Source organism: Micromonospora sp. NPDC005197 (assembly GCF_040608295.1).
Lineage (GTDB): Bacteria > Actinomycetota > Actinomycetes > Mycobacteriales > Micromonosporaceae > Micromonospora.
On the sequence record NZ_JBEXHY010000001.1, the window covers coordinates 155,174 to 170,534 of the forward strand.

Here is a 15,361-nt window from a genome sequence, read left to right on the forward strand (position 1 = left end):
GTCCGTGACCGGCCCGCCGTCTGTCGTTGCCCTGGTCAGCTCACGGTCACCGGGGCGATGTCGTTGCTCGGGTCGTCGTCAACCCGGGGGTAGCGGCCGTACGGCTGCACCTCGCCGGCGGCTCCGGTGAGGCTGTCGATGCGCAGGTCGAAGGTGACCGTGTGGCTCGTCCCGGCCGGGAACACGGCCCCCGGCCCGTTGCAGTACCAGGTCGTCGGGGCGTCTCCGGCGGTCTCATCGTCGCCGTTGAGCCAGCAGCCCGACGGGTTGGCGAGCACTGTGGTGCCGGCCGGCGGCACGAAGAGGAAGGCGCCGACGCCGTCACCGGAGTTGGTGGCGTCCGGGACACCGGGGCCCTCGTTGCGGAGGCCCACCGTGACCCGGACGGTGTCACCGACGGCCCCGGTGACGGTTGCGCCCTCGGCGACGATGTCGAAGGCGCCCTGGACGTTTCGCAGGTAGGTCTGCCCGCCAGCGCCGGTCACCTCGACCGGGATCACGCCGAGCGGCCGCCCGACCGCGCGCAGCCGCAGTGCCTGGTCGGCCTCGCGGCGCGCGAGTTTCACACCACTGGGCAGCGGCCCGGCGCTGGCCAGCGGCTCCACGATCTGCGTGATCCGCTTGTCGCCGAGGGTGGCCGGGCCGACCGTGGTGGCGAGCCCGCCGCGCAGCTCGTGCCGCTGGCCGGGCGCGAAGGTGCCGCGCACGGTGCAGACGGCCACGGTGGCGAGCACCTGGTCGGTGCCGTACCGGCAGTTGCGGTAGCTCGCCGGGACCAGGCCCACCGGGAAGCGCATGGTGAGCCGCAGGTCCACGGTCGGCTGGTCACCGGCGTTGACCACGGCCACCGGGACGGGGCGCGTGTCGCCCACCTCGACGCCGGAGACGTACTCGTCGACCATGTCGAGCAGGTCGGGCCCGGACCGCACGGTGATCGTCGCCTGCTGGGTGTACGCCTCGGTCTGCTCGCCGAACGCCGTGTAGTCGAGCGTGCCGGTCACGCCGTCGGCGGCACCGGGAGCGGCCCGGAACACCACCGGCACGGTTCCGGTGAGCGTGCCGAAGTCGTCGACGGCGTTCGGTGGCATCGGGCAGGTGACCGAGGTGGCCTCGGTGACGCACCAGTCGGGGAAGCTGGCGGTGGCCACGCCGGCCAGGCCGGCCAGGTCGATGGTCACCCGGGGCTGGGTGGCCCCGGTGCTGGTCAGGGTGAGCGGCACCGTCCGGGCGGGAGCACCGGGGCCGCCGACCGTCAGGTCCCCCAGCCAGCCGCTGACCCAACCGGGGTCGTCAGCGGCCGCAGCGGGACCGGCCACCACGCCGACCGCCGTGGTGGCCACGACCAGCGCGCTCAGACCGCGCAGGAGCCTGCCACGCGTAACGTGCACAGATCTCATCGATCTCCTTGGTGAGGGATGAGCCGGTCGGTAGAAGCCGGGGCTGCTGCGACCCGACCCGACCGGCACCCCTGATCCTAGAGATCGCCTGTGACAGTTCTCGATCAGTCGATCGGAGCCTGAATACCGTCGGAACGGGCCTCGCCGCGTGGCGGCGGCCCGGGTCGCCAGCGGCGCAACGCCCGCTCGACCTGGATGGTGACCTGATAGGACACCTCGGGCAGGTCGGCCAGCCCGATCCGCTCGCCCCGCAGCGCCACCTGCGCGTGCAGCTCCCGGGCGATGGTGTCGCGCAGCTCGACCAGCAGCGGCGACAACCCGTCCGGGTCGCCGTCGACGTACGCGTCCGACATGCCCCCAGCCTGCGCCGGGGTCCGGCCGTTCGGCCAGGACCGGTGAGATGTGTCCGCAGGGCTTGACCCACGCCGATGGGGTGGCGTCCTGCGCCCCGCAGGGCACCACGTCGGCGATCCGGTGTGGAGCAGGGTCAGCCGCCGAACCAGCCCGGCACGTCGAGGCGGAACCAGTTAGCCGAGGCCATCGTGCGCAGGTCGTCCTCCAGGGCGGCGACGCGTTCCTCGCCCAGGGCCTCGGCCCACTGCTCGCGCAGCCGGTCGAAGGTCTCCGCCGAGCGGCGTAGCCCGTCGGCGCCGTGTTCCGTCACCCGGACCAGCCGGCGGCGGGCGTCGGACGGATCGTCGACCCGTTCCAGGTAGCCGACGGCGACCAGCCGGTCGACCGTCTTGCCGGCCGCCTGCTTGGAGATGCCCAGTCGTTGGCCCAGCTCGGTGGCGGTGGTGCCGTGCACCCCGACGGCCTGCAACACGAAGCCGTGCAACGGGCGCAGCTCGGGATGCCCCTGCCGGGCCAGTTCGGCGTGCAGGTCGTCGATCAGGGTGCGGAAGCCGGCCAGCAGCAACAGCGGGAGTTGGAAGCCGGGCCGGGCGGGATCAGCGGTTGCCATGTTCGACAACCACGTTTACTATTTCGTCAACCACGTTGACCATATTACGGCGTACGCCGTGGAAGCAGGTAACCATGTCCGTCTTTCCCGTCCACACCGCCGAGACCGCACCCACCGCCGCCCGCCGGACCGTCGAGGGCGTACGCGGCCGGTTCGGCTGGCTGCCCACCCCGGTGGCGCTGATGGCCGAGTCGCCACAGCTGCTCAGCGGCTTCCTCACCGCCAGCGCGGGCTTCGAACAGACCAGCCTCGCGCCGGTGGAGCGGGAGGTGGTCATCCTGACCGTCTCCACCTCGCACGAATGCCACGTCTGCGTGGCCCTGCACACCGGCAAGCTCACCGAGATCGGCGCGAGCACCGCGCTGATCACCGCGTTGCGCGGCGGCACGGAGCTGCCCGAGCCGCGACTGGAGGCGCTGCGCCAGTTCACGCTGGCCGTGCTCAAGCACCGGGGCGCGGTGCCCGACGAGGAGTTGGAAGCCTTCCTGGCGGCCGGCTACCAGCCCCGGCAGGCGCTGGAGGTGGTGCTCGGCGTCGGGGCGTACACGATGTCCGCCTTCGCCAACCGGCTCACCCGCGCGCCGCTCGACCCGCCGCTGGCCGCCCACGCCTGGGCGCCCGCCGCCTGACCGCCGCATCGCCCGCCGCCCGCAGGGCTGACCAGCGGCTGCGGCCCTCAGCCCGCACCGAGGAAGTCGCGCAGCAGGGCCAGCATCTCGTCCGGGCGTTCCTCGTACAGCCAGTGTCCGCAGTCGTCGATCACTTCGCCGCGGACCGTGTCGGCGTACCGGCGGACCTGCTCGGCGACCTGTCCACCGAGGCTGGCCGACGCGCCGACGGCCAGCACCGGCATCGTCAGCTTCGTGGCCCGGTACGCCGCGTTGTCGACGATGTCCTGATCGAACGCCCGGAAGTAGGCGAAGCTGGCTCGCAGGTGCGCCGGGTCGCGCAGGTGGCGGGCGTACTCCTCGATGTCGGGAGCGGCGATGCTGCTCTTGCGCACCATCAGGGCATCGGTGAACCGGTCCACCCAGAGCGACTCCCGCCCGCGGACCAGCTCCTCCGCGAGCCCGTTGCCGATCGAGAAGAAGCCGAAGTTCCACACCCCCGGCCCGGCCGCGGTGAGCGCGGGGAACGTGTAGATGCTCTCGTCGGGAATCGGCGCCTCGGTGAGCGCCAGCCGGCTCACCCGCTCCGGATGGGCGGCGGCGTACGCGTACGCCACCATCGTTCCCAGGTCGTGCCCGACCACTCGCAGGTCGGCGGTCAGGCCGAGCTGGTCGAGCAGTCCGTGCAGGTCAGCGGCCACCGTCTTCTTGTCGTACCCGCCGGCGGGGGCGTCGCTGTCCCCGAAGCCGCGCAGGTCGGGCGCGACCACGTCGTAGGAGCGTCCCAGCTCGGGCAGCAGGTGCCGCCACATGTGCGAACACTGCGGATAGCCGTGCAGCAGCACCAGTGGCGGGCCGCTGCCGCCCCGGACGTAGTTCAGGGTGATCTCGCCGATCCGCGCCTGTTGCTCAGTGAACCCCGCCGGCATCCGCTCCGCCCCCATCGCTGCCTCCGTCCGCCCGCTTTGAGACTCGCGATACCCCGATATGGCCGTTGGATGCTGACTCAGGGTCGCGAGTTCGCTACCTTGCGGCAGGCGGATCGATGTGGTCCTTCATTCACGGCGGGAGGCGGGCGAATGGCCCCAGTGGTGTCGACGGTGGCGATGATCCGGGACCAGCTCCGCCGGTCGCGGCTCGCGGCCGGCATGAGTCAGGAGGAGTACGGCAAGCGGGCGCACTACTCGCCCTCCATGGTGTCGGCGGTCGAGTTGGGCCAGACCGTGCCCAACCTGGCGTACCTGACCCGGGCCGACGAGGTGCTCGACACCGGTGGGCTGCTGGTCTCGCTGCGCGAGCTGGGCCGGCGAGACGGTGAGCCGGTCTGGTTCCGGCCCTGGTTGGAGGTCGAGCGGGTCGCCACCCAGTTGCGCTGCTTCGGCGCGACGATGATCCCCGGCCTCTTGCAGACCGCCGACTACGCCCGCGCGGTGTTCCGGCTCGACCTGGGGCTCACCGCCGAGCGGGTGGAGGAGTTGGTGGCCGCCCGGCTGGAGCGGCAGGTGATCCTCGACCGGGAGCATCCGCCGCAGCTCACCGCCGTGATCGACGAGGCCGCGTTGCAGCGCTTCGCCGAGGGCTGCGCCGGGGTGTTGGCCGATCAGCTCCGGCACCTGGTGGCGTGCGCCCGTCGGCCGCACATCCGGGTGCACGTGCTGCCGCAGGCGGTCGGGCTGCACGCCGGCCTGTTCGGGCCGTTCATCCTCGGTCGCACCGCCGACGGCAGTTGGCTCGGCTTCCTCGACAACCAGACCGGCGGCACCGCCGTCGACGAGAACAACGAGGTGGCGACCCTGCTCGGAAGGTGGGAGAGTCTGCGCAGTGACGCGCTGCCCCGGCAGCAGTCCATCGACCTGCTCGAGGAGATCGTGAAGCCATGGATCTGACCGGAGCCCGCTGGCACAAGTCCACCCGGAGCGGCAACGACGCCGGCGCCTGCGTCGAGGTCGCCGACAACCTGCCCGGCCGGGTGCACGTCCGCGATTCCAAGGACCGCGACGGCGGCGTGCTGACCTTCAGCCCGGCCGCGTGGCGCGCCTTCGTCGAGCTGGCCCGCACCGACTGACCGCGCCGAACGACCGCGCCGCCGGTCCAGGAGCTGTCACTGGGCGGTGGCCCGCGCCGGCCTGCCCCGGTGGCCGCGCCGCGCCCGCCGGACCCGCGGACGGCCGCCCGCCGGACCCGCGGACAGCCGTCGACCCGGGCCGTCGCGGGTGTCACAGCACCCGCTGTGGGCCACCCCGGACCCGGTGCGGGAGACTGGGCCTCATGGCGGCTCGTGGCTTCCCGTACACCGATCTCAAGGACTTTCTCGCGGCGCTGGAGCGCGCGGGGGAGCTGCGTCGGGTCGACGTCCCCGTTGACCCGACCCTGGAGATCAGCGAGGTGGTCACCCGCACGGTGCGCGCCGGTGGGCCGGCGCTGCTCTTCGAGCACCCCACCCGGGGCGAGATGCCGGTGGCGATCAACCTGTTCGGCACCGAGAAGCGGATGGCGATGGCCCTCGGCGTCGACTCGCTGGACGAGGTCGGCGAGCGGATCGGCGCGCTGATCAAGCCGGAGCTGCCGGTCGGCTGGTCCGGCATCCGCGAGGGCCTCGGCAAGGTCATGCAGCTCAAGTCGGTGCCGCCGCGCAAGGTCAAGACCGCGCCCTGCCAGGAGGTCGTCTACTCCGGCGACGACGTCGACCTGAACCGGCTGCCGGGGTTGCAGGTGTGGCCCGGCGACGGCGGGATCTTCCACAACTACGGGCTGACCCACACCAAGCACCCGGAGACCGGCAAGCGCAACCTGGGCCTCTACCGGCTCCAGCAGCACGGCCGCAACACGCTGGGCATGCACTGGCAGATCCACAAGGACTCGACCGCGCACCACGCCGTCGCCGAGCGGCTCGGCCAGCGCCTGCCGGTCGCGATCGCGATCGGCTGCGACCCGGTCGTCTCGTACGCGGCCAGCGCGCCGCTTCCCGGCGACATCGACGAATACCTGTTCGCCGGGTTCCTGCGCGGCGAGCGGGTGGAGATGGTCGACTGCCTCACCGTGCCGTTGCAGGTGCCGGCGCACGCGCAGATCGTCCTGGAGGGCTACCTGGAGCCCGGCGAGCGGCTGCCCGAGGGCCCGTTCGGCGACCACACCGGCTACTACACGCCGGTCGAGCCGTTCCCGGTGCTGCACATCGAGACGATGACCACGCAGCGCGACCCGGTCTACCACTCGATCGTCACGTCGAAGCCGCCGCAGGAGGACCACGGCCTCGGCAAGGCCACCGAGCGGATCTTCCAGCCGCTGCTCAAGCTGATGATCCCGGACATCGTCGACTACGACCTGCCGGCCGCCGGGGTGTTCCACAACTGCGCGATCGTCTCCATCCGCAAGCGCTACCCGAAGCACGCGCAGAAGGTGATGAACGCGATCTGGGGCGCGCACCTCATGTCGCTCACCAAGCTGATCGTGATCGTCGACGAGGACTGCGACGTGCACGACTACAACGAGGTCGCCTTCCGCGCGTTCGGCAACGTCGACTACGCCCGTGACCTGCTGCTGACCGAGGGTCCGGTGGACCACCTCGACCACTCGTCGTACCAGCAGTTCTGGGGCGGCAAGGCCGGCGTCGACGCGACCCGCAAGCTGCCCACCGAGGGCTACACCCGCGGTTGGCCGGAGGAGATGACCATGGCCCCGGAAGTCGCGGCCCTGGTCGACAAGCGCTGGAAGGAGTACGGGATCTGATGGCCGTCCTCGACGCACCGGTGGAGAAGCCGGGCCGGGTCAAGTCCTTCCTCAAGCTCGTCGCGATCGAGCACTCGGTGTTCGCGCTGCCGTTCGCGTACCTGTCGGCGCTGACCGCCATGCAGGTCAACGGCGGGCACGTGCGGTGGCTCGACCTGCTGCTGATCACCGTGGCGATGGTCGGCGCGCGGACGTTCGCGATGGCCGCCAACCGGATCCTCGACCGGCGCATCGACGCCCGGAACCCGCGTACCGCCGGACGGGAACTGGTCACCGGGGCCGTGAGCGTGCGGACGGCCTGGACCGGCGCGGCCGTCGCGCTTGTGGTGTTCCTCGCCGCCGCCGCGCTGCTCAACCCCCTCTGCCTGGTACTGGCGCCGCTCGCCGTGGTGCCGCTGGTCGTCTACCCGTACGGCAAGCGGTTCACCAACTGGCCGCACGCCATCCTCGCGATCGCCCAGGCGGTCGGCCCGGTCGGCGCCTGGCTCGCGGTCACCGGCACCCTGGACGGCTCCTGGCCGGCCTGGCTGCTCGGCGCGGCGGTCGGCCTGTGGATCGGCGGCTTCGACCTGATCTACGCCTGCCAGGACTCCGAGATCGACCAGGAGATCGGCGTGCGCAGCGTGCCCGCCCGGTACGGCCGGCGCTTCGCCCTGCACGCCTCCACCGTCGCGCACGTGGTGACGTTCGCGCTGTTCATCTGGTTCGGCGCGCTGGTCGGCTTCGGTTGGCTCTGGTGGATCGGGCTGGCGTTGACCGCTGTCGCGTTCGGCTACCAGCACCTGGTGGTCAGCCCGACCGACCTCAGCAAGGTCAACCGGGCGTTCTTCACCGCCAACGGCTTCGTCGGCATCGCGCTGTTCGTGTTCGCCCTGCTCGACCTGGTGATCCGCCTCGACCTGCGTTCCTAGGCGTTGGTCGGGTAGCGGGCGCTCTCCAGCGTCCAGTCGATGGTGCCGCGCACCGCGTACGCGACCCCGTCGAGATGGTCGGTGACCGCCTCGTCCAACGCCGGCCCGAACGACGGCACGGCGGCGCGGAGCGCCACGAACTGTCGCATCGACTCCCGCCAGCGCTCGGCCACCCGGTCGACCGCCTCCGCCGCCGACACGCCCTGCTCGGCCTGCGTGGCCAGGACCAGGTTGTGCCCGCCCGAGGTGGCCCGGTCCCGGTCCAGCGAGGCCACGTCGTTGTACCAGGAGAGCAGGTCGTTGCCGGTGCGCGCGACCTGCCGCAGCAGCGGGTGGTGGTAGACCGCGTCGGGCAGCGGTCGGCCGCTGACGAACTCCACCAGCGGGTACGACACCTCCGCCGCCGAGGTTTCCCGCCGCAACTCGACGTACTCGCCGACGCTGGGACGGCGGCCGGCCTCCTTGTTGACCGCCTCCCGCCAGGTGCCGTCGAGGTGCCGGGCCACCGCGTCGGCGAAGCGCTGCCGCCACCGGGCCGGCATCCGGCGGCGCGGCTCCCGCCAGGCCAGCACCAGCAGCCGCCGCAGCGGACCGGTCAGGCCGCCGTGCCGGAGCCGGGGGCCGTCGTGCAGCAGTGCCAGCGTCCCGTCGCGCAGCGCCCGGATCTGCGCCGGATCGAGCCGGTTCGGCCCGTCGCACGCGTCGTCGACGAGGAAGAACCAGGTGAAGAGGGCGGTCAGCACCCGCAGGTCGGCTTCGCTGGCGTCCGGGTAGAGCCGCCCCGCGTACCGGGCGAAGCCGCCCCGGGCCAGCCGGTGCAGCGCGGCGTCGTCCAGCGGCAGACCCAGCTCGGGCAGCAGACCGAGCAGCCACTGCTGGACCCGGTCCGCGTGCGGCGAAGACCGGGCCGGAATCGGGCATTCGGCGCGCAGCGCCCAGAGGACCTCGCCGGTCGTCACCGATGCCTCCCGCGCGATCTGCTCCGGTGCGAATCGCCACCGGCAGCATGTCAGGTCGGCGGGACGAGCAGAGACCCGCCCGGACATCTCGGACGGCTCGCGTCGACCGGATCGCGGGGGTGCCCACCGGCGTGCGACGCCGACCAGGCAGGCTGAGGGTATGCGGGAACCATGGGTGGTCGGGGTCTCCGGAGCCTCCGGCACGCCGTACGCGGCGGCCGTCGTCGGCGGGCTCCTCGACGCGGGCGAGCCGGTGGACCTCATCGTGTCCCGGGCGGCACGGCTCACCGTGCTCGACGAGACCGGCCGGTCGTTCCGCGACGCGCACTGGGCCGAGGACCTCGCCGCCTGGCTCGGCCGGGACCTGACCGACGCGGACGTACGGCACTGGCCGGCGGGTGACCTGGCCGCCGGGCCCAGCAGCGGCTCCTACCGGGTACGCGGAATGGCGGTCGTGCCCGCGAGCACGGCGGCCTGCGCGGGCATCGCGATCGGGCTCTCCAAGGACCTGCTGCAACGCGCCGCCGAGGTCAACCTCAAGGAGCGCCGACCGGTGGTGGTGGTGCCCCGGGAGACGCCGGTGACCCGCAGTCACCTGGAGCATCTCCTCGCGTTGCACGACGCCGGGGCGGTGGTGCTGCCGGCCAGCCCCGGCTTCTACGGCGCGGGCGCGGCGGCCAGCGCGCAGCAACTGGTCGACTTCGTGGCCGGCAAGGTGCTGGACGCGCTCGGCGTGCCACACACCCTGTTCCGCCGCTGGTCCGGCCAGCTCGGCGCGGCCCGGGGTTGAGCCGTCGGTTCAGCTCGTTCGGCCGGGACGCCCGGCCGGTTGTCGCAGCGGGACGCGGACCGGACTGGTGTCCGGTCCGCCTGACGTTGTCCGCACCAGTTCAGTACATGCCGGCGTTGGCCGGACCCGGCCCGGTGGAGGCAGCCGGACCCACGTTGCGTGGCTTTCCGACCTCGTCCACCTCGTCCAGCATGCCCTCCCCCTCAAGCAGGGCCCGCACCTCGGATTCCCGAAACCGGCGATGCCCGCCTGGAGTCCGGATGCTTCCTATCCGGCCGGCCGCCGCCCATCTCGTCACAGTTTTCGGGTCCACCCGAAACAGCGCGGCGACCTCACCCGGTGTCAGCAGGCGATCTCCAGTGTCCACAGCCCCCTCCTCGCGTCGACGAAGCCCCTGGCTGAACACACTGCCCCCGGCTGGTGCGAGCCCAGAGCCGTCATGAGGGACGTATGGCAATTACAGCACCAGGGACCTGGCCTGTCCGCCAAACGCGAAAAATGCACTGACTGGGAAGTTAGTAAATGGTACTGGTGCAACCCCTACCTAGACGGTCAGTTTATGAACGGTTACTCACTGTTCTGACCAACGGATGCCGAAGGCGTCGCGTTACGCCCAACACGTTAAGGTCACTCTCCGTGGACGCTATCGACCTGAGCCTCGTCGACCTGCTGCGGGGCAACGCCCGCCTCTCGTACGCCGAGCTTGCCCGGCAGGTGGGCCTCTCCGCCCCCGCCGTGCACGAACGCGTCGGCAAGCTGGAGAGCAGTGGCGTGGTCCGGGGCTACCGCGCGGACGTGGAACCCGAGGCGATCGGCCTGGGTGTCACGGCGCTCATCGGCATCGTCGAGGACTCCGGCGCGGACTCCGACGACATGCTGGAGTCGCTGCGGGTGCTGCCCGAGATCGAATCCTGCTACTTCATGGCCGGCGTCGAGTCGTTCCTGCTCAAGGCCCGGGTCGGCACGATCGCCGAGCTGGAGCAGCTCATCGTGCGGCTGAACCGGACCCCCGGGGTCGCCTCGACGCGCACCGCCATCGCCCTCTCCACCAAGTGGGAGAACCGCCCCCAGCCGCTCGGCCCGCCGCCCGCCTGACCCTGCTGCGCCGCGTACCCCTGGTGTCGTCCGGCGCGCGGCGGTAGCGTGCGCCGATGACCTCGCCGGGACGCGGCGCGGCCGTGGTGACCGGGGCCGCCGGCGGCCTGGGCCGCGCCGTCGCCGCCGCGCTGCACGCCGACGGCTGGTCGGTGCTGCTCACCGACCTCGACCCGGACGCGGCAGCGGCCGCCGCCGTGCCGTTCGGCGGCTGGTCGGCCGCACTGGACGTCCGCGACGAGGCCGCGTGCGCCGAGATCGCGGCGACCGCCGCGAGTCGAGGCGGCCTCGGCCTCTGGGTCAACAACGCCGGCATCCTGGTCACCGGCCCCTCCTGGGAGCACGACGGGCCGACCCGCCGCCGGGTGCTCGACGTCAACGCGCTCGGTGCCATGAACGGCACACTCGCCGCGCTGGCGGTCATGCGCGACCAGGGCCACGGCCACGTCCTGAACATCGTCTCGCTGGCCGGGCTCATCGCCGCACCTGGCGAGACGGTGTACGCCGCCAGCAAGCACGCACTGCTGGCCTTCAGCCTCGGCACCCTCTCTGACCTGCGGATGGCCGGGTACCGGCGGGTGCACGTCTCCTGCCTCTGCCCGGACGGCATCTGGACCCCGATGCTGCACGACCGGCTGGACGACCCGGGCGCGCTGGCCTCGTTCACCGGGTCGATGCTGACCCCGCAGCGGGTGGCCGCCCGGGCGGCCCGGCTGGCCCGCCGGCCCCGCCCGGTGGTCAGCCTGCCCCGCTGGCGAGGCGCCCAGGTCCGGCTGCTGGACGCCCTGCCCCGACTCGCCGTCGGACTGAGCCCTCTCGTCCAGGCCGTCGGCCGGGCCGGGCAACGCCGACAGTCACGCCGCTCGACGCCTCCGGACCGCGGCTGAGCGCCGCTGGCCTGCTTGCTAGGTTTCCCGCGTGACTCATCTCGACCGGTGCGACGAGGCCAGCCGCAGCTGGGTGACCGAGGCGATCGCCGCCGTCGAGGCGGACGCGAACCGCTCGGCCGACACCCACCTGCTGCCGTTCCCACTGCCCCGGGACTGGGGAATCGACCTCTACCTCAAGGACGAATCGTCACACCCGACCGGCTCGCTGAAGCACCGGCTGGCCCGTTCGCTGTTCCTCTACGGCCTCTGCAACGGCTGGATCGGGCCGCGCACCACGATCGTCGAGGCGTCCTCGGGCTCCACGGCGGTCTCCGAGGCGTACTTCGCCCGGATGCTCGGGTTGCCGTTCATCGCCGTGATGCCCGCCTCCACCTCGCCCGAGAAGATCACGCAGATCGAGTTCCAGGGCGGCCGTTGCCATCTGGTGGACGACCCGGCGGGCGTCGTGGTCGAGGCCCGCTGGCTGGCCGAGGACTCCGGCGGCCACTTCATGGACCAGTTCACGTACGCCGAGCGGGCCACCGACTGGCGGGGCAACAACAACATCGCCGAGTCGATCTACGCGCAGTTGGGGCTGGAACGCCACCCGATCCCGGCGTGGGTCGTCGTGGGCGCCGGCACCGGGGGCACCAGCGCCACCATCGGCCGGTACGCCCGCTACCGCCGCCTGGCCACCAAGCTCTGCGTCGTCGACCCGGAGAACTCCGCCTTCTATCCGGCCTGGCTGGCCGCCGACTGGTCGGTGCGCACCGGCAGGGGCTCCCGCATCGAGGGGATCGGTCGGCCCACGGTCGAGGCGTCCTTCCTGCCGTCGGTCGTGGACCGGATGGTCCAGGTGCCGGACGCCGCTTCGCTGGCCGCGATGCGCGCCGGCTCGGCGGTGCTCGGCCGCCGGGTGGGCGGCTCCACCGGCACCAACCTGTGGGGCGCGTTCGGCGTGATCGCCGAGATGCTCGCCGAGGGCCGGACCGGCTCGGTGGTCAGCCTGATCTGTGACGCCGGTGACCGGTACGCCGACACGTACTACTCCGACGACTGGGTGGCCGCCCAGGGCCTCGATCTGGCGCCCCATGCCGCCACCATCGAGCGCTTCCTGACCAGCGGCGCCTGGCCCGCCTGAGCAGCGCGTCCCCGGCCCGCAGGTCTCGCGGGCTCCGGCCTCCGGTGCGGGGCCGGCTTCGCGCGTCGGCGTGTCGGATCGGCTCGGTCACCGTGGGTCGATGCGCTCCGCCAGGCCGGGGTAGCGCACCACGTAGCCGTCGGCGTCCAGGTCGATGTCCGCCGTGAAGGTGCCGCTGGCGAATCGGACCCGACCCGGCCCGAGCCCGGTGTAGATCTGCTCGGCCGGCACCACCTCCAGGCCGGGCAGCAGCACCCACGCGACGGTGATCCGGCGCGGCATGTCGGCCGGCCCGCTGGTCAGCCCGAGCCGGCGCACCGGGACGGCATTGAACAGCGGCGAGCCGCTCAGGTCGACGTCGAGCGCCTCGGCCAGGCGATCCGGGTCGTCGGTGCCCGGCAGGCCGGACCGGGGATGCCCGGCCCTGGTCAGCGCCGCGTCCAGGTCGCCCTGCTCGGCCGTGGTCACCCGCCACCGGGACGCGGCCCGCTCCAACGTCACCCGGCGCAGCCAGCCCGACCCCTCGGCCTCGACCTCGACGCGGGCGGTGCTCCAGTCGGGCGCCGTGGTCAGCCGGTAGCGGGCGGTGAACGGAATCGGGTCCACGGCGAGCAGCGTGCCCCGCGCCGCCAACCCGTCGCCGTCGGTGAACAGAGCCTGCTCACTGCCGGCGGTGTCCGTCCGGGACCAGAAGATCGACTTCGTCATGGTCGCCATGAGCCGGACGTTACGCGACCAGACCGACATCGGCCACGGCATGCGCGAACGCCGCCGCGAAGCGTGCGCTCCGCGACGGCGTTCCGGTGGATCAGTGGGATCAGTGGGTACGCGCCGCCGGCCGGCCGCCGAAACCGCGACGGTCGTCGCGCGGCCGGTCGTCCCGACCGCGACCCTCGGAGCGGTAACCACCCCGGGTGTCCCGGTCGGCGAAACGCCGCTCGTCGGCCGGCCGGTCACCCCGGTCAGCCTGCGGCCGGTCGCCGAAGCGCCGCTCGCCGGTGGGCCGGTCGCCGTACTGCCGGTCGCCGGTCGGACGGTCGCCCGTCGGACGGTCGCCGTAGCGGCGCTCACCCTGCGGTCGGTCGCCGTACTGCCGGTCGCCGGTCGGGCGGTCGCCGTAGCGCCGCTCGCCCTGCGGCCGGTCGCCGTAGCGCCGCTCGCCGGTCGGTCGGTCGCCCCGGCCGTCCCGGTCGCCGAACTGCGGGCGGTCGCCGTAGCGCCGTTCGCCGCTGGGTCGGTCGCCGTAACCCCGGCTGTCCCGATCGGCGTAACGCCGCTCGCCCTGCGGGCGGTCGCCGTACTGCCGGTCGCCGGTCGGGCGGTCGCCGTAGCGGCGCTCACCCTGCGGCCGGTCGCCGTAGCGGCGCTCGCCGGTCGGCCGGTCACCGAAGCGGCGCGGACCCCCGGAACGGTCGTCGAAGCGGCGTGCGCCGCCGGAGCGGTCGCCGAAGCCGCGAGGCTCCGCTTCCACGCGAACCGGGACGCCACTGGGCTCGCGGGCGCCGATCAGCTCGGCCAGCACCGGGTCGCCGACCCGGACGCGGGTCTCGGCCGGCGCCACGCCGGCCTTCTCCAGCATGGCGAGGGTGGTACGACGCTGCTTGGGCAGCACCAGCGTGGCGACCGCGCCGGACTCGCCGGCCCGGGCGGTGCGGCCGGCGCGGTGCAGGTAGTCCTTCGGGTCCTTCGGGGGGTCGACGTGCAGCACCAGGGTGACCCCGTCGACGTGGATGCCCCGGGCCGCCACATCCGTGGCGACCAGGACGTTCATCCGGCCCTCACGGAACTCGGCCAGGGTCTTGGTCCGCATCCGCTGGGTCTTGCCGCCGTGCAGCCCACCGGCCCGTACGCCGACCGCCGCGAGCTGCTCGACGAGCCGGTCCACACCCAGTTGGGTGCGGGCGAAGACCATGGTCCGCCCGTCCCGGGCGGCGATCGACGCGGCCACCGGGAACTTCTCGTGCGGCGGGATCAGGAGCATGTGGTGATCCATGGTGGACACCGACGCGGTGGACGGCGCGGTGGAGTGGGTCACCGGGTCGTTCATGAACCGCCTGACCAGCGCGTCGACGTCACCGTCGAGGGTGGCCGAGAAGAGCAGCCGCTGACCGTTGGCCGGCGTCTTCGCCAGCAGTTCGGTCACCTCGGGCAGGAAGCCCATGTCGGCCATCTGGTCAGCCTCGTCGAGCACCGTCACCTCGACGTCGTCGAGCTGGCAGATGCCCCGCTCGATCAGGTCGCCGAGCCGGCCCGGGGTCGCAACGATGACCTCCACGCCGCGCCGGAGCGCGTCGATCTGGCGGTCGTACGGAACGCCGCCGACGGCGGTCTTCAAGAAGATGCCGACGGACTTGCCCAGCGGCACCAGCGCATCGTTGACCTGCATGGCCAGCTCACGGGTGGGAACCAGGACCAGGGCGCGCGGCCGCATCGGCCGGGCCCGGTTGCGGGTGGCGAGCCGAGCGATCATCGGCAGGCCGAAGGCGAGCGTCTTGCCCGACCCGGTCTGCCCACGGCCCAGCACGTCCCGGCCGGCGAGGGCGTCCGGAACGGTGGCCCGCTGGATCTCGAACGGAGCGGTGATGCCCTGGCGGGCCAGGGCACGAACCAGCGGCTCGGGCAGACCCAGGCCGGCGAAGTCGATCGGCTCGGCGGTCTCGGACGGAGTGTTCTCGGTCGAGACCGGCTCGGCCGCGACGACGCTGGACGTCTCCGGGGCTGCGTCGATCGCCACCGGGGTGGAATCGAAAACGGACGAAACGGTGCTGGAGTCAGCAGAGGTGGTCAACAAATGCCTTTCGAGCGGGGCGCATCTTCGCGATGGCCTGCCGCGGCTGTGCCGCCGGATCGCCCGCAAGATCGCCCAAGGGCGCGCACCACGCGCGCCGGGTCAGTGAT

The 15,361-nt window shown here is 72.6% G+C and carries 17 protein-coding genes; 9 read left to right on the forward strand and 8 right to left on the reverse strand.

The annotated features are described in order from the left end of the window. Positions 1-35: 35 nt before the first annotated feature. The 3 genes from ABZU46_RS00785 to ABZU46_RS00795 all read right to left on the reverse strand — a co-directional run bounded on the left by ABZU46_RS00785 (position 36) and on the right by ABZU46_RS00795 (position 2,361). Positions 36-1,397 carry a hypothetical protein gene (locus ABZU46_RS00785; RefSeq protein ID WP_354853778.1) on the reverse strand — a complete coding sequence of 454 codons (1,362 nt, stop codon included), beginning with the start codon at positions 1,395-1,397 and terminating at the stop codon, positions 36-38. A 104-nt stretch (positions 1,398-1,501) separates the two neighbouring features. Beyond that, positions 1,502-1,750, reverse strand: a complete 249-nt coding sequence (locus tag ABZU46_RS00790; RefSeq protein WP_354853781.1) for a hypothetical protein — start codon at positions 1,748-1,750, stop codon at positions 1,502-1,504. A gap of 134 nt (positions 1,751-1,884) precedes the next feature. Then, a complete protein-coding gene (locus tag ABZU46_RS00795) occupies positions 1,885-2,361 on the reverse strand; it encodes a MarR family winged helix-turn-helix transcriptional regulator (protein WP_139587112.1) in 477 nt (158 codons plus the stop codon). Positions 2,362-2,435: 74 nt separating this feature from the next. Between ABZU46_RS00795 and ABZU46_RS00800 the strand changes: the two genes are divergently transcribed. Beyond that, complete coding sequence (locus tag ABZU46_RS00800) at positions 2,436-2,990, forward strand: carboxymuconolactone decarboxylase family protein (RefSeq protein WP_354853784.1); 555 nt, start codon at positions 2,436-2,438, stop codon at positions 2,988-2,990. Between the two features lie 47 nt (positions 2,991-3,037). Here the strand turns inward: ABZU46_RS00800 and ABZU46_RS00805 are convergent, their stop codons facing one another. Then, on the reverse strand, positions 3,038-3,913 hold the full coding sequence (locus ABZU46_RS00805; protein ID WP_354853787.1) for an alpha/beta hydrolase: 876 nt from the start codon (positions 3,911-3,913) through the stop codon (positions 3,038-3,040). Between the two features lie 135 nt (positions 3,914-4,048). On the opposite strand from ABZU46_RS00805, the gene ABZU46_RS00810 reads away from it, so the two are divergent. From ABZU46_RS00810 to mqnP, 4 genes are all read left to right on the forward strand, one after another. Then, on the forward strand, positions 4,049-4,855 hold the full coding sequence (locus ABZU46_RS00810) for a helix-turn-helix transcriptional regulator (protein WP_354853790.1): 807 nt from the start codon (positions 4,049-4,051) through the stop codon (positions 4,853-4,855). Beyond that, positions 4,846-5,034: a DUF397 domain-containing protein gene (locus tag ABZU46_RS00815; RefSeq protein ID WP_139587116.1), complete on the forward strand. Its 189-nt coding sequence runs from the start codon at positions 4,846-4,848 to the stop codon at positions 5,032-5,034. Before ABZU46_RS00810 ends, ABZU46_RS00815 begins: the two co-directional genes overlap by 10 nt. Positions 5,035-5,237: 203 nt before the next feature. Further along, entirely contained in the window at positions 5,238-6,698 is a 1,461-nt protein-coding gene (locus ABZU46_RS00820) for a menaquinone biosynthesis decarboxylase (protein ID WP_354853792.1), read from the forward strand. Next, positions 6,698-7,609, forward strand: coding sequence for a menaquinone biosynthesis prenyltransferase MqnP (gene mqnP, locus ABZU46_RS00825; RefSeq protein ID WP_354853795.1), 912 nt, complete (start codon positions 6,698-6,700; stop codon positions 7,607-7,609). Before ABZU46_RS00820 ends, mqnP begins: the two co-directional genes overlap by 1 nt. Here mqnP and ABZU46_RS00830 read toward each other — a convergent pair. After that, positions 7,606-8,568, reverse strand: coding sequence for a terpene synthase (locus ABZU46_RS00830; protein WP_354853798.1), 963 nt, complete (start codon positions 8,566-8,568; stop codon positions 7,606-7,608). The two genes, mqnP and ABZU46_RS00830, sit on opposite strands and share 4 nt — an antisense overlap. 160 nt (positions 8,569-8,728) lie before the next feature. Here ABZU46_RS00830 and ABZU46_RS00835 point away from each other — a divergent pair, with 160 nt between their 5' ends. Then, positions 8,729-9,358: a UbiX family flavin prenyltransferase gene (locus tag ABZU46_RS00835; protein WP_354853801.1), complete on the forward strand. Its 630-nt coding sequence runs from the start codon at positions 8,729-8,731 to the stop codon at positions 9,356-9,358. Positions 9,359-9,458: 100 nt separating this feature from the next. On the opposite strand, the gene ABZU46_RS00840 is transcribed toward ABZU46_RS00835, so the two are convergent. After that, positions 9,459-9,725, reverse strand: coding sequence for a BldC family transcriptional regulator (locus ABZU46_RS00840; protein WP_007454516.1), 267 nt, complete (start codon positions 9,723-9,725; stop codon positions 9,459-9,461). A gap of 269 nt (positions 9,726-9,994) precedes the next feature. On the opposite strand from ABZU46_RS00840, the gene ABZU46_RS00845 reads away from it, so the two are divergent. From ABZU46_RS00845 to ABZU46_RS00855, 3 genes are read left to right on the forward strand one after another with little or no spacing between them, the layout of a single operon-like run. Continuing rightward, on the forward strand, positions 9,995-10,453 hold the full coding sequence (locus ABZU46_RS00845) for an Lrp/AsnC family transcriptional regulator (RefSeq protein ID WP_354853802.1): 459 nt from the start codon (positions 9,995-9,997) through the stop codon (positions 10,451-10,453). 56 nt (positions 10,454-10,509) lie between these two features. Continuing rightward, positions 10,510-11,340, forward strand: coding sequence for an SDR family oxidoreductase (locus tag ABZU46_RS00850; RefSeq protein WP_354853805.1), 831 nt, complete (start codon positions 10,510-10,512; stop codon positions 11,338-11,340). 31 nt (positions 11,341-11,371) lie between these two features. After that, entirely contained in the window at positions 11,372-12,463 is a 1,092-nt protein-coding gene (locus ABZU46_RS00855) for a PLP-dependent cysteine synthase family protein (protein WP_354853807.1), read from the forward strand. Positions 12,464-12,550: 87 nt separating this feature from the next. On the opposite strand, the gene ABZU46_RS00860 is transcribed toward ABZU46_RS00855, so the two are convergent. Beyond that, entirely contained in the window at positions 12,551-13,171 is a 621-nt protein-coding gene (locus tag ABZU46_RS00860) for a putative glycolipid-binding domain-containing protein (protein WP_354853931.1), read from the reverse strand. 109 nt (positions 13,172-13,280) lie between these two features. Next, positions 13,281-15,197 carry a DEAD/DEAH box helicase gene (locus tag ABZU46_RS00865; protein WP_354853810.1) on the reverse strand — a complete coding sequence of 639 codons (1,917 nt, stop codon included), beginning with the start codon at positions 15,195-15,197 and terminating at the stop codon, positions 13,281-13,283. Positions 15,198-15,361 lie beyond the last annotated feature (164 nt).

What these genes read in the sequence shown, in the direction of transcription:
- ABZU46_RS00805 (WP_354853787.1), bottom strand. Translation starts at nt 3,913, where the DNA reads ATGGGGGCGGAGCGGATGCCGGCGGGGTTCACTGAGCAACAGGCGCGG.
- ABZU46_RS00820 (WP_354853792.1), top strand. Translation starts at nt 5,238, where the DNA reads ATGGCGGCTCGTGGCTTCCCGTACACCGATCTCAAGGACTTTCTCGCG.
- ABZU46_RS00835 (WP_354853801.1), top strand. Translation starts at nt 8,729, where the DNA reads ATGCGGGAACCATGGGTGGTCGGGGTCTCCGGAGCCTCCGGCACGCCG.
- ABZU46_RS00850 (WP_354853805.1), top strand. Translation starts at nt 10,510, where the DNA reads ATGACCTCGCCGGGACGCGGCGCGGCCGTGGTGACCGGGGCCGCCGGC.
- ABZU46_RS00790 (WP_354853781.1), bottom strand. Translation starts at nt 1,750, where the DNA reads ATGTCGGACGCGTACGTCGACGGCGACCCGGACGGGTTGTCGCCGCTG.
- ABZU46_RS00860 (WP_354853931.1), bottom strand. Translation starts at nt 13,171, where the DNA reads ATGACGAAGTCGATCTTCTGGTCCCGGACGGACACCGCCGGCAGTGAG.
- ABZU46_RS00815 (WP_139587116.1), top strand. Translation starts at nt 4,846, where the DNA reads ATGGATCTGACCGGAGCCCGCTGGCACAAGTCCACCCGGAGCGGCAAC.
- mqnP (WP_354853795.1), top strand. Translation starts at nt 6,698, where the DNA reads ATGGCCGTCCTCGACGCACCGGTGGAGAAGCCGGGCCGGGTCAAGTCC.
- ABZU46_RS00785 (WP_354853778.1), bottom strand. Translation starts at nt 1,397, where the DNA reads ATGAGATCTGTGCACGTTACGCGTGGCAGGCTCCTGCGCGGTCTGAGC.
- ABZU46_RS00810 (WP_354853790.1), top strand. Translation starts at nt 4,049, where the DNA reads ATGGCCCCAGTGGTGTCGACGGTGGCGATGATCCGGGACCAGCTCCGC.
- ABZU46_RS00800 (WP_354853784.1), top strand. Translation starts at nt 2,436, where the DNA reads ATGTCCGTCTTTCCCGTCCACACCGCCGAGACCGCACCCACCGCCGCC.
- ABZU46_RS00795 (WP_139587112.1), bottom strand. Translation starts at nt 2,361, where the DNA reads ATGGCAACCGCTGATCCCGCCCGGCCCGGCTTCCAACTCCCGCTGTTG.